Consider the following 11,847-nt stretch of genomic DNA (forward strand, 5'->3'; position numbering starts at 1 on the left):
CCTTCGGTTCGGGAGGGGGCCACGCGTGAGCGGCGCCCCCTGAGGCGACTGAGGCGGAGGCCGCGCGTCGGCGGCTTTTGAGCTGGTGGCCGCGCGTCCGGTGGCGGCCGTTCGGACGGAGGCCACCGTCAGCGGCGGCCCTTCGGCAGGCCGAGAAGGCGCTCGGCGATGATGTCGCGCTGGATCTCGTTGGTGCCGGCGTAGATCGGGCCGGCGAGGGAGAAGACGTACCCCTCGCACCAGTCGGTGTCCGCCGACTCGCCCTCCTCGCCGAGCAGGTCGAGCGCCGTCTCGTGCAGGGCGATGTCGTACTCGGACCAGAAGACCTTGTTCAGGCTGGCCTCGGGTCCGATCGGCGTGCCCTCCAGGAAGCGGGAGGCGGCGGCGTGGGTGAACAGCTCGTAGGCGCGGGCGCCGATCAGCGCGTCGGCCACCGCGTCGCGCGCGGACGCCGGGCTTCCCCGGTCGCGCCAGAGGCCGAGCAGCCGGTGCGCGGAGGCGAGGAAGCGGCCCGGGGAGCGGAGCGTCAGACCGCGTTCGTTGCCGGCGGTGGACATCGCGACGCGCCAGCCCTGGCCGGGCTCGCCGATGACGTCCTCGTCCGGCACGAACACGTCGTCGAGGAAGAGTTCGGCGAACGCGGGCCGGCCGTCGAGGCGGCCGATCGGGCGGACCGTCACACCGGGGGCGCGCAGGTCGAACATGAGGTACGTCAGCCCCTGGTGGGGCCTGGCCGTGCCGGGCTCGCTGCGGAACAGGCCGAACGCCCGGTCCGCGAACGCCGCCCGGGACGACCAGGTCTTCTGCCCGGTCAGCAGCCAGCCCCCCGCCGTGCGCACGGCACGGGAGGTCAGCGAGGCCAGGTCGGACCCGGCCTCGGGCTCCGACCAGGCCTGGGCCCACACCACCTCGCCGGAGGCCATCGGCGGCAGCACCCGCGTCCGTTGCTCCCGCGTGCCGTGGTCGAAGAGGGTCGGGGCGAGGAGGTTGACGCCGTTCTGGCCGACCCGGCCCGGGGCGCCCGCCGCGTAGTACTCCTCCTCGAAGACCAACCAGCGCGACAGGCCCGCGTCGCGGCCGCCGTACGCGGCCGGCCAGTGCACCACCGACCAGCGGTCGGCGGCCAGTTCGGCCTCCCAGGCGCGATGGGCGGCGAAGCCCTCCTCCGTCTCCAGGGACGGCAGCGGCTCCGCGGGGACATGGGCGCGCAGCCAGGCGCGCGCCTCGGCGCGGAAGGCCTCGTCGGCGGGGGAACGGGCGAGGTCCATGGAGCACGGCTCCTTCCCTAACAAGTGTTTGGTAGGTTAGCGTGCCCGCATGAGGAACGTCGACCCTCCGACGTACGTCCCCGGCCATGGCCTGCTCGCCGGACGCACCGCCGTGATCACCGCGGCGGCCGGCGCGGGCATCGGCGGGGCCACCGCGCGACGCTTCCTGGAGGAGGGCGCTCGGGTACTGATCAGCGACGCCCACACGCGCAGGCTCAAGGAGTACAAGACCGAGCTGGTCGCCGAGTTCGGGGCGGACTCCGTCCGCGCGGTGCCGTGCGACGTCACGAACGACGACCAGGTACGGGCACTGTTCGAAGCGGGGGCCCGACTGCACGGGCGGCTCGACATCGTCGTCAACAACGCCGGCCTGGGCGGCAGCTCGGACCTCGTCGACATGACCGACGAACAGTGGTCCAGGGTCCTCGACGTGACACTGAACGGCACCTTCCGCTGCACCCGGGCCGCCCTGCGACTGATGCGGGAAGCCGGGGCCGGCGTGATCGTCAACAACGCCTCCGTCGTCGGCTGGCGCGCCCAGGCCGGCCAGGCGCACTACGCCGCCGCGAAGGCGGGCGTCATGGCCCTGACCAGATGCGCCGCGATCGAGGCGGCCGCCTACGGGGTCCGGGTGAACGCCGTGTCGCCGAGCCTCGCCATGCACCCGCACCTGGTGAAGGTCACCACCCCGGAACTGCTGGAGGAACTGACCGCGCGCGAGGCCCTCGGACGGTACGCCGAACCATGGGAGGTGGCCAACGTGATCGTGTTCCTCGCGTCCGGCTACTCCTCGTACCTGACGGGTGAGATCGTCTCCGTCAGCAACCAGCACCCGTGAGGACGAGGAACAGCGTGCCGACCAAGAAGAAACCCACGACGACCGCCGGCGCCAAGCCCCCCGCCGCGCCCGCCCGCCGTCGGGAACTCCTCGACCGGGCCGCGACGGTCTTCGCCGACCTGGGGTACAACGCCACCACCGTCCGCAGGATCGCGGACGACGCCGGCATGCTCGCGGGCAGCCTCTACTACTACTTCGAGTCCAAGGACGCGATGCTGGAGGAGATCCTGCGGACCTTCCTCGACGAGCTCTGGGAGGGCTACGACGCCGTCCTGGACGCCGAACTGCGCCCCCGGGAGACCTTCGAGGCCCTGGTCGTCGAGTCGTTCCGCGCCATCGACCGGCACCGCGCCGCCGTCGCGATCTACCAGAACGAGGCCAAGAAACTCGTCGCGCGGGAGCGGTTCCGGTTCCTCGACGCGTCGCAGCGCAAGTTCGAGAAGGCGTGGCTCGCCACGCTGGAACGCGGGGTGGCCGCCGAGGAGTTCCGGGCCGACCTGGACACCCGGCTCACCTACCGGTTCGTGCGCGACACGGTCTGGGTCGCCGCCTCCTGGTACCGGCCCGGCGGGCCGCTCGGCCCGGAGGAGATCGCCCGGCAGTACCTGTCGATGGTCCTGGACGGGATCGCCGTACGCGCCGCGCCCCAGCCCTGAGCACATTCGGTGAACAACCTTTGACAACAAGGGAGTTGCCATGGCCGAGGCCTATATCGTCGAAGCGGTCCGCACACCCGTGGGGCGGCGCGGAGGAGGGCTCGGCCAGGTCCATCCGGCCGACCTCGGCGCCCATGTCCTGGGGGCGCTCGTCGCACGCGCGGGCGTGGACCCGGCCGCCGTCGAGGACGTCGTCTTCGGCTGCCTGGACACCGTGGGCCCGCAGGCCGGTGACATCGCCCGGACCAGCTGGCTGGCCGCCGGGCTGCCCGAGGAGGTACCGGGCACGACCGTCGACCGGCAGTGCGGCTCCTCGCAGCAGGCCGTGCACTTCGCCGCGCAGGCCGTGCTCTCCGGCACCCAGGACCTGGTGGTCGCGGGCGGCGTCCAGAACATGACGATGATCCCCATCGCCTTCGCCTCCCGCCAGGCCGCCGTCCCCCTCGGCCTCACGGACGGGCCCTTCGCGGGCAGCGAGGGCTGGCGGGCCCGCTACGGCGACCGGCCGGTGAACCAGTTCGCGAGCGCGGAGATGATCGCCGCGAAGTGGGGCATCGGCCGCCGCGACCAGGAGGAGTACGCGCTGCGCTCCCACCGGCGTGCGGTACGGGCCCTCGACGAGGGCCGCTTCGCACGCGAGACCGAGCCGTACGGGGACGTCACCGTCGACGAGGGACCACGCCGCGACACCTCGCTGGAGAAGATGGCCGCGCTGAAACCGGTCATCGACGGCGGTACCGTCACCGCCGCCTGCTCCTCCCAGGTCTCCGACGGCGCCGCCGCGCTCCTGCTCGCCTCCGAACGCGCCGTACGGGAGCACGGGCTGACTCCGCGCGCCCGCGTGCACCACCTCTCCGTGCGCGGAGAGGACCCCATACGGATGCTCACCGCACCGATACCGGCGACGGCGTACGCCCTGAAGAAGTCCGGCCTCACCCTCGACGCGATCGACCTCGTCGAGATCAACGAGGCCTTCGCGCCGGTCGTCCTCGCGTGGCTGAAGGAGACGGGCGCCGACCCGGAGAAGGTCAACGTCAACGGCGGCGCGATCGCCCTCGGTCACCCCCTGGGCGCGACCGGCGCCAAGCTGATGACGACCCTCCTGCACGAACTGGAGCGCACGGGCGGCCGATACGGGTTGCAGACCATGTGCGAGGGGGGCGGCCAGGCGAACGTGACGATCATCGAGAGGATCTGAGGGGCGCGGGGCGGACGCAGGGCTGCGTGGCTGCCCGGCCGACCGTCCGCCTGCCCCGGCCAGCCGCCGGCCCGCCCCCTTGCTCGGCCGACCGACAGCCCGTCGGCTGTCTGGCTGCGCGCGTGCCTGGCCCGCCGCCTGGCTGCTCGGCGATCGACGGCCGGCCGTCGGCCCGCCCGGCCGACCCGCCGTGTCGGTCGACGGGGCTCCGGGAGCCGGGAGCCGGGAGCCGGGGGCCGGTGCCCGGCGTGCGGGCCTCCGGCATGTCGCGGTCGGTCTGTCGTGCTCGATGGGGCGCGTCAGGTGTCGGTGAGGCGTCGGCGGGTCTCCTCCGCCTCCCGCATGATCCGCTCCACCAGCTCCGCGCACGACGGCAGGTCGTCGATCACCCCGGCTACCTGCCCGGCGGCCATGACCCCCAGGTCCGTACGGCCGTCCACCATCGCGGACCTGAGCAGCACGGGCGTGTTCGCGGCGAGCAGGACCTGGCTCCAGGCGAGGTCCTTGCCGTGCCGCAGCGCGAGGCCGTCGCGGACCATGGCGCGCCAGGTGAGCCCGGAGAGCCGCCGGAAGGCCGCCGCGTGCCGGAGGGCGCGCACCAGGGCGCGTGCCCGTCCGGACGCCTCCAGCGCGCTCACGAACTCCGTGCGGAGCATGCGGTGCGGCAACCCGTCCACGGCCCGCGTGACGGTGACGTCCTTGACGGTCGCCGCCAGGTAGCGGGCCTTCACCGCGTCCGGCACCGTCGAGTCCGAGGTGAGCAGGAACCGGGTGCCCATCGCCACCCCGGCCGCGCCGAACGCCAGCGCGGCCACCAGCCCCCGCCCGTCGTGGAAGCCGCCGGCGGCGACGACGGGGATGTCGACGGCGTCCACGACCTGCGGCAGCAGCACGGTCGTCGCCACCTCCCCGGTGTGGCCGCCGCCCTCGCCGCCCTGCACCACCACCGCGTCCGCGCCCCACGCCGCCACCTTCTCGGCGTGCCGCCGGGCGCCCACGGACGGGATCACCACCACGCCCGCGTCCTTGAGCTCGGCGATCAGCTCCCTGGACGGCGCGAGCGCGAACGAGGCCACCCGGACGCCCTCCTCCACGACGATCCGCACCCGCTCCCGCGCGTCCGCCGCGTCGGCCCGCAGATTCACCCCGAACGGCGCGTCCGTGCGGGACCGCACCTCCCGTACGGCCTCCCGGAGCCGCGCCGGTGTCATCGTCGCGGAGGCCAGGACGCCGAGCGCGCCGGCGTTCGCCGCGGCGGAGACCAGCCGGGGGCCGGCCACCCAGCCCATACCGGTCTGCACGACCGGATGGCGGACGCCGACGAGCCGCGTGAGCGCCGTCTCCATCAGTCCCGCACCTCACGGGCGCGGGTGCCCGCCGGGTCGATCACCTCGCGGATCAACCGCAGCTCCTCCGCCGTGGGGTCCCGTGTGTACGGCACCTCGTCCGGGACGGCGAGCGCGAAGCCGGTCGCCTCCGCGACCTGCTCGACCGTGACCCCGGGATGCAGCGAGGCCAGCCGCATCGTGCGGTCGGGCGTCGCGAAGTCGAACACCCCGAGGTCGGACACGACCCGCGGCAGGTGGTGGAAGCGGGCGGCGGCCGGATGCGCGGCCACCCGGTCGTGGCCCACCCCGCACACCATGTCGACCTTCTCGACGAAGACCCGCCGGGAGTGCTTCGGCACCCAGTAACTGGTCGGGTTGTTCAGGGTGTTGACCGGCGCTCCCCGCACCCCGAGCAGCTGTCGCCTCGGCCTCGCCCAGTCGCCGACGCAGGAGATGTTCTGGTTGCCGTACCGGTCGATCTGGCTCGCGCCCATCATCACGTGCCGTCGTCCGCCGGTGACCAGGTCCAGATGCCGGCGGTAGGGCAGCCACCCCTCCACGGTGCCGTCGAGGTCGACGAGCAGCGCCTCGCCGTCGGTCAGCAGCAGGTCCGGCGAGAAGGTCCGCCTGGCCAGGCGCGCGCCCAGGGACGGGATCAGCCCCATCGGACTGGCGAGGATCTCCCCGGCCCCGCGCCAGGCCTCGGCACAGGCGATCACGCAGTACTCGGCGCGGGTCGCCGCGCCTGTGGCTGTGCCTGTCGCCGTGCCTGTGGCTGTGCCCGTGGCTGCGCCCGTCGCCACCCCCGCCGCCGGTGTCCCGTTCACGAGCCCTCCTTCTGCCAGGCCCGTACGGCCGACTGGTAGGCGGGCTCGTCACCCGAGAGGAACCGTTCGGCGAAGTCCTCCCAGGGCGTGGCCGCGTACATCTTCTGGAAGGCCTCGTCCCGGCCGTGGTCAGGGGCGCAGGAGGTGAAGTGCGCGCCGTTCGGGGCCTCGATCACCCCCGTCACCACATGGCGGCCGACCAGCAGTGTCTGCGGCGGCGCCTCCTTCGTCAGCTCCGCCGTGTCCACGATCCGTTCGCAGGAGACGTACGCGGTGTCGGCCGCCTCGCAGAACAGGTCGTCGAAGTACGGGTCCGGGCCCAGATACTGGCCGTTGCCCCGCCGATCGGCCCGGTTGACGTGCACCAACGCGGCGTCGAGGCGCAGGGCGGGCATGGCGACGAGGGTCTCCCCGTCGTCGTAGGGCGAAGTGACCGTCCGCAGGCCGGGGTTGACCCGCATCACGTCCGAGCCGATGCCCGCCCGCACCGGGAGGAAGGGCAGCCGGTGCGCGGCGGCCCGCAGACCGCACAGGAACATCGCCTCGTCGATCTCCATCAGCTCGAACGCGCCCCGCTCGCGCGCCGCGCGGAAGTGGGGTTCGAGGGGGACGGAGTCCAGGGTGGCGAAGGGGGCGACCAGTCTGCGGATCCGTCCGGCGGCGGCGAGCATGCCGACGTCCGGGCCGCCGTACGAGACGACCGTGAGATCGGTGAGCCCGGACCGGAGCACCGCTCTGACCAGGGCCATCGGCTTACGGCGCGAGCCCCAGCCGCCGATCCCGAGCGTCATCCCGCTCACCAGCCGCGAGACGGCCTCGTCGGCGGTCATGGTCTTGTCACTCACCCGGGTCCCCCTCCACCGCGCCCCTTCCCTCCACCGCGCCCCGTCGCTCGGCCGCGCCCCGTCGCTCGGCCGCGCCCCTTCCCTCTGCCGCACTCCGTCGCTCGGCCGCGCCCCGTCGCTCGGCCGCGCCCCTTCCCTCTGCCGCGCCCCGTCGCTCGGCCGCGCCCCGCTGCTCGGCCGCGCCCCTTCCCTCCCCCGCACTCCGTCGCTCGGCCGGCGGGCGTGCCTTGGCCGCGCCGGCCGTCCCGGCCTTACCCGCGCCGGCCGTCCCGGCCCCGCCCGCCGCCCCGAACCGGTCGCGGATCTCGTCGGCCAGCCCGCTGAGGTTCGCCTCGAAGGTGAACCCCTGCTCGAAGCGGTAGCTGCGGCGGACGTCCACCGGGTCGATGCCGTTGATGGCGGCCTTGGCCAGCCGCAGCAGCCGGCCGTCCTTCGCGGCGATCTCCCGCGCCAACTCCAGTGCCGCGGCGTGCAGTTCGGCACGCGGTACGACCCGCCACACCGAGCCGTGCGTCCGCAGCTCGGCGGCGGTCGCCGTCCGTGAGGTGTAGTACAGCGCGCGCATCAGATGCGGGGGCACCAGCCGGGCCAGATGCGTCGCCGCACCCAACGCGCCCCGGTCCAGCTCCGGCAGCCCGAAGGTCGCGTCCTGGCTCGCCACGATCGCGTCCGCGTTCCCCACCAGCCCGATCCCGCCGCCCAGACAGAACCCCTGCACGGCGGCGACCACCGGCACCTCGCACTCGTACACGGCGGCGAAGGCCTCCGCGCAGCCCTGGTTGGCGCCGATCAACGCGCTGTGCCCCGCCGCCTGGATCTCCTTGATGTCCACCCCGGCGTTGAACCCGCGCCCCTGCGCACCCAGCACCACGCACCGCACCTCGGGGTCGCGTCCCGCGTCGCGCACGGCGTCGGCCAGCTCGAACCACCCGCGCACCGGCATCGCGTTCACCGGCGGGAAATCGATCGTGACGACGGAAATCCCCTTTTCCGGGGACGAGGTGGAGACACTCATCGGAGCATCAGCTACCTTCCACCTAACGTTTGTTTGGTGCGTCTCTCCTGCGGAAGGTAGCAGCGGATGCGGCTCAACGGGAAGGTCGCCGTCGTCACCGGCGGCACACGCGGCGTCGGCGCGGGCCTCGCCCGTGCCTTCGCCGAGGCCGGCGCCGAGGTCGTGACCTGTGCCCGCAGACCGCCCGAAGTGCCTTTCGAGGGAGTCGAGTTCGTACCGCTGGACGTCCGGGACCCCGACGCGGTGCACGGCTTCTTCGCGGGACTGCCCCGCGTGGACGTCCTCGTGAACAACGCCGGCGGCACACCCCACCGCCCCCTCACCGAGGCCGACGCCCGCCGCCACGCGCGCGTGATCGAACTCAACCTCACCGCCCCGCTGACCGTCTCCCTCGCCGCCCACGCACATCTGCGGCGGGCCCGGGGCGCGATCGTGATGATCGGCAGCGTCAGCGGCAGCCGCCCCTCACCCGGCTCGGCGGCCTACGGCGCCGCCAAGGCCGGTCTGGAACACCTCGCGCGCTCCATGGCCGTGGAGTGGGCCCCCGAGATCCGGGTCAACACCCTCGTCCTCGGCATGGTCCGCACCGAGCTGTCCCACCTCCACTACGGCGACGAGGCCGGCGTCGCCGCCGTCGCCCGCACCGTCCCACTGGGCCGCCTCGCGACCCCCTCCGACATCGGCGACGCGGCGGTCTTCCTCGCCTCCGACGCGGCGGCCTACATCACCGGCGCCTCCCTCCTCGTCCACGGCGGCGGCGAACGCCCCGCCTTCCTGGACGCGGCGACGGCCCACACCAGCGAAGGAGAACCACGATGAGCGGCACGGACCGGTACCGCGCGAGGCGGCTCTGCGAAGGGCGCGTGGTCGTCGTGACCGGCGCGGGCCGCGGCCTCGGGCGGGCGCACGCGCTGGCGTACGCCGCCGCCGGCGCCCGTGTGGTCGTCAACGACCTCGGCGTGGCACTCGACGGCTCACCGGACCCCGACAGCCCCGCCGCCCGGGTCGTCGAGGAGATCCGCGCCGGGGGAGGGGACGCGGTCGCGCACGGCGGGGACGTCGCCACGACCGACGGCGCCGCCTCCCTCGTACGGACCGCCCTGGACACCTACGGCCGGCTCGACACCCTCGTCAACAACGCCGGCTTCCTGCGCGACCGCATGCTCGTCAACCTCGACGAGGACGACTGGGACGCCGTCCTCCGCGTCCATCTCAAGGGCCACTTCCTGCCCCTGAAGCACGCGGCCGCCCACTGGCGCGCGGAGACCAGGGCGGGCCGGACACCGACCGCGCGCATCGTCAACACCAGCAGCGGCGCGGGCCTGCTGGGCTCACTCGGCCAGGGCAACTACAGCGCCGCCAAGGCCGGCATCGTCGGCCTCACCCTCGTCGCCGCCGCGGAACTCGCCCGCTACGGCGTCCAGGTCAACGCCATCGCCCCCGCGGCCCGCACCAGGATGACCGAGACGGTCTTCGCCGAAACGATGACCGCCCCCGGCACCGGCTTCGACGCCATGGCCCCCGAGAACGTCTCGCCCCTGGTGGTCTGGCTGGGTTCCGCCGCGAGCGACGGCGTCACCGGCCGCGTCTTCGAGACGGAGGCGGGCCGCATCACCGTCATGGAGGGCTGGCACCCGGGCCCGACCGAGGACAAGGGCGCCCGCCGCACCCCGGAGGAGGCGGGAGAGACCGTACGCAAACTGCTGACGACCACGAGAACACCGCTTCCGGTGTACGGCACCGAGTGACCGGAGGCACGCCCCCCAAAGGGGCGCGGGGAACTGCGCGAACAGCCACGACGGACCCGCGGTCGCGCGACAACCGCACCAGTCGAGCTCTCCGGCGCCCACCCCCTACGTGTCACACTCCAGCACCGTCCGACACAACCCACACCGAGCCCGCACCCGCCCCCGCACCGGCACCCGAATCCGCTGATGACACGTCGGACAGGGAAACGACACCCGCAACACCCCCCGCTCCTCCGGCGTGAACGCATACGAGACCCCCGCCCCCGCACCCCCCGGCCCAGCCGGCCGCAGGTCGTCCCGCGCATGACGCCGGTCCCGTGCATACCGCCGCCGCCCCGCCCACCCCGCCGCCGTCAGCGGCGGCTGCCGCTCGTCGCTCCGCGCCCGCACCCGGCCCTGCGCGTACGCGGAATACGCCTGCGCACTGGTGAACCACACCGACGGATCCTCGTCGAACAGCTGCGCCCGCTTGGCCAGCACGTACCCGAACTCCTCCGGCGTCAGATACCCCAGCTTCTGCGACGAGGCGGCGTCCTCCCGGTACGCGTCCAGCAGCAGCCACCCCGCCCCCAGATACGTCGCCGCCGTGTCCGTCAGGATCTCGTTCTCCCGGGTGCCGGGGAAGGAAAGCCCGAGCCGGTGCAGATAGATGTGCATCACCTCGTGCGCGAGCGCCGCCCCGATGTCCCGCCGATGCCTGCGGAACCGGTCGTTCAGCTCGACGAAGTACTCCGGCCCCGCCGCCAGCTCGACATGCGCCGCGTGCGTCATCTCCCGGAACCCGACGATCATCCGGGCGTCCGGCAGCCGGTAGTGCCGCACCAGCTCCCGCGCCACCCGCTGCGCCCCCAGATGCAGATCGTCGGTGTCGCAGAACGCCACGTCGACCGGGGCCACACTGGTGGCGAACGTCTGGATCGTGTCGTACGAGAGCCGCTTGTACAGGGCGGTGATCGACGCCCGCACCAGGTCCAGGTGCGGGTAGCCGTGCTCGACAGGTCCGCCGTTCGCCACGTCCGCACCCCCAGAAGACGCCCCGACACGTTCCACTCTAAGCCGGTGCGTACGCGTGTTCGTCGAAAGCCGCCCCCTGAGGACGGCCCACCGGCGCGTCGTAGGGTGACGACCATGACCACCAGCGACACCAACGAGTCGAACACCGGCGCCGCGCGGGCCGGCGACGTCGACGCGGACGTACGGGCCGAACTCACCCGGCTGCGCGACAGCATCGACAACATCGACGCCGCCGTCGTCCACATGCTCGCCGAACGCTTCAAGTGCACCCAGCGGGTCGGCCACCTCAAGGCCGCGCACCACCTGCCCGCCGCCGACCCGGGCCGCGAGGCCCAGCAGATCAACCGCCTGCGCGGACTGGCCGAAAGCGCCAAACTCGACCCGGCGTTCGCGGAGAAGCTGCTGAACTTCATCATCGCCGAGGTCATCCGGCACCACGAACGCATCGCGGACGACGCCCAGAACGGCCCGGCGGCGGACGCGGGGGAGTGACATCGGCCCCTCCAGAGGGCATGCTGCGTGAGCACTCCTCGTCAGGAACCGACCACACACCGTGAGTAGCCATGCCGTCGGAAGCCAAGATCCTCATCGTCGACGACCATGAGGACACGCTGTACGCGCTGGAGAGCGCCCTGGCCCCGCTGGGCTACCTGCTGACGCGCGCCACCAGCGGCGACGCGGCACTCAAGGAAGTCCTGCGCGGCCAGGTCGGCCTGCTCCTCCTCGACGTCCGCATGCCCGGCGTCAGCGGCCTCGACGTCGTCCGCTACATGCGCGGCGTCGAACAGACCCAGCACATCCCCGTCATCCTCCTCACCGGCTTCGGCCCCGACGCCGAACTCACCGCCACCGCCTACCGCCTCGGCGTCGCCGACCTCGTCATGAAACCCATCGACCCCTGGGCCCTGCGCACCAAGGTCCGCTACCTCTACGACGCCCACGAACGCTCCCACGCCCTGGAACGCGAGGTCCGCGACCTGCGCGCACGCCTCAAGGACCACGACGAGATCAAGCGCCGCGGCGACGACGACCGGCGCGACAGGGGGCGCGTCCCCGCGCAGGCCGACGGCGCCAAGGACCGGGCATAGGTCGCATACTGCCGGGCGCACG

Annotated in this window: 12 protein-coding genes and 1 pseudogene; 7 read left to right on the top strand and 6 right to left on the bottom strand. The window is 73.2% G+C overall.

Translation table 11 applies throughout. The features are described from left to right. Positions 1 to 128: 128 nt before the first annotated feature. On the bottom strand, positions 129 to 1,268 hold the full coding sequence (locus tag ACZ52C_RS03175) for an acyl-CoA dehydrogenase family protein (protein ID WP_469073130.1): 1,140 nt from the start codon (positions 1,266 to 1,268) through the stop codon (positions 129 to 131). Between the two features lie 49 nt (positions 1,269 to 1,317). Here ACZ52C_RS03175 and ACZ52C_RS03180 point away from each other — a divergent pair, with 49 nt between their 5' ends. From ACZ52C_RS03180 to ACZ52C_RS03190, 3 genes are read left to right on the top strand one after another with little or no spacing between them, the layout of a single operon-like run. After that, on the top strand, positions 1,318 to 2,106 hold the full coding sequence (locus ACZ52C_RS03180; protein WP_469073131.1) for an SDR family oxidoreductase: 789 nt from the start codon (positions 1,318 to 1,320) through the stop codon (positions 2,104 to 2,106). Positions 2,107 to 2,120: 14 nt separating this feature from the next. Beyond that, a complete protein-coding gene (locus ACZ52C_RS03185; protein WP_469073132.1) occupies positions 2,121 to 2,762 on the top strand; it encodes a TetR/AcrR family transcriptional regulator in 642 nt (213 codons plus the stop codon). A 40-nt stretch (positions 2,763 to 2,802) separates the two neighbouring features. Next, positions 2,803 to 3,960 (top strand): acetyl-CoA C-acetyltransferase, encoded by a 1,158-nt coding sequence (locus ACZ52C_RS03190; protein ID WP_469073133.1) that lies wholly within the window; start codon positions 2,803 to 2,805, stop codon positions 3,958 to 3,960. A gap of 299 nt (positions 3,961 to 4,259) precedes the next feature. Here the strand turns inward: ACZ52C_RS03190 and ACZ52C_RS03195 are convergent, their stop codons facing one another. The 4 genes and pseudogenes from ACZ52C_RS03195 to ACZ52C_RS03210 all read right to left on the bottom strand — a co-directional run. Continuing rightward, positions 4,260 to 5,306: an NAD(P)H-dependent flavin oxidoreductase gene (locus ACZ52C_RS03195; protein ID WP_469073134.1), complete on the bottom strand. Its 1,047-nt coding sequence runs from the start codon at positions 5,304 to 5,306 to the stop codon at positions 4,260 to 4,262. Further along, positions 5,306 to 6,007: a CoA-transferase subunit beta gene (locus tag ACZ52C_RS03200; protein WP_469073421.1), complete on the bottom strand. Its 702-nt coding sequence runs from the start codon at positions 6,005 to 6,007 to the stop codon at positions 5,306 to 5,308. Before ACZ52C_RS03200 ends, ACZ52C_RS03195 begins: the two co-directional genes overlap by 1 nt. A gap of 104 nt (positions 6,008 to 6,111) precedes the next feature. Beyond that, complete coding sequence (locus tag ACZ52C_RS03205) at positions 6,112 to 6,960, bottom strand: CoA transferase subunit A (RefSeq protein ID WP_469073135.1); 849 nt, start codon at positions 6,958 to 6,960, stop codon at positions 6,112 to 6,114. Positions 6,961 to 7,237: 277 nt separating this feature from the next. Then, positions 7,238 to 7,975, bottom strand: a pseudogene (locus tag ACZ52C_RS03210) (enoyl-CoA hydratase family protein); the annotation flags it as partial. Between the two features lie 66 nt (positions 7,976 to 8,041). On the opposite strand from ACZ52C_RS03210, the gene ACZ52C_RS03215 reads away from it, so the two are divergent. Together ACZ52C_RS03215 and ACZ52C_RS03220 are read left to right on the top strand one after the other, a co-directional pair. Beyond that, a complete protein-coding gene (locus ACZ52C_RS03215; protein ID WP_469073136.1) occupies positions 8,042 to 8,794 on the top strand; it encodes an SDR family oxidoreductase in 753 nt (250 codons plus the stop codon). Beyond that, the gene (locus ACZ52C_RS03220) at positions 8,791 to 9,723 is read left to right on the top strand and encodes an SDR family oxidoreductase (RefSeq protein ID WP_469073137.1); all 933 of its coding nucleotides are present in this window, start codon (positions 8,791 to 8,793) and stop codon (positions 9,721 to 9,723) included. Before ACZ52C_RS03215 ends, ACZ52C_RS03220 begins: the two co-directional genes overlap by 4 nt. Positions 9,724 to 9,828: 105 nt before the next feature. Here the strand turns inward: ACZ52C_RS03220 and ACZ52C_RS03225 are convergent, their stop codons facing one another. Then, positions 9,829 to 10,737, bottom strand: coding sequence for a hypothetical protein (locus ACZ52C_RS03225; RefSeq protein WP_469073138.1), 909 nt, complete (start codon positions 10,735 to 10,737; stop codon positions 9,829 to 9,831). Positions 10,738 to 10,851: 114 nt separating this feature from the next. Between ACZ52C_RS03225 and ACZ52C_RS03230 the strand changes: the two genes are divergently transcribed. Further along, positions 10,852 to 11,229, top strand: coding sequence for a chorismate mutase (locus ACZ52C_RS03230; RefSeq protein WP_469073139.1), 378 nt, complete (start codon positions 10,852 to 10,854; stop codon positions 11,227 to 11,229). Positions 11,230 to 11,300: 71 nt separating this feature from the next. After that, a complete protein-coding gene (locus tag ACZ52C_RS03235; RefSeq protein ID WP_469073140.1) occupies positions 11,301 to 11,825 on the top strand; it encodes a response regulator in 525 nt (174 codons plus the stop codon). The last annotated feature ends 22 nt before the right edge of the window (positions 11,826 to 11,847 follow it).

The sequence above is a fragment of the Streptomyces sp. NPDC034049 genome (assembly GCF_055575575.1).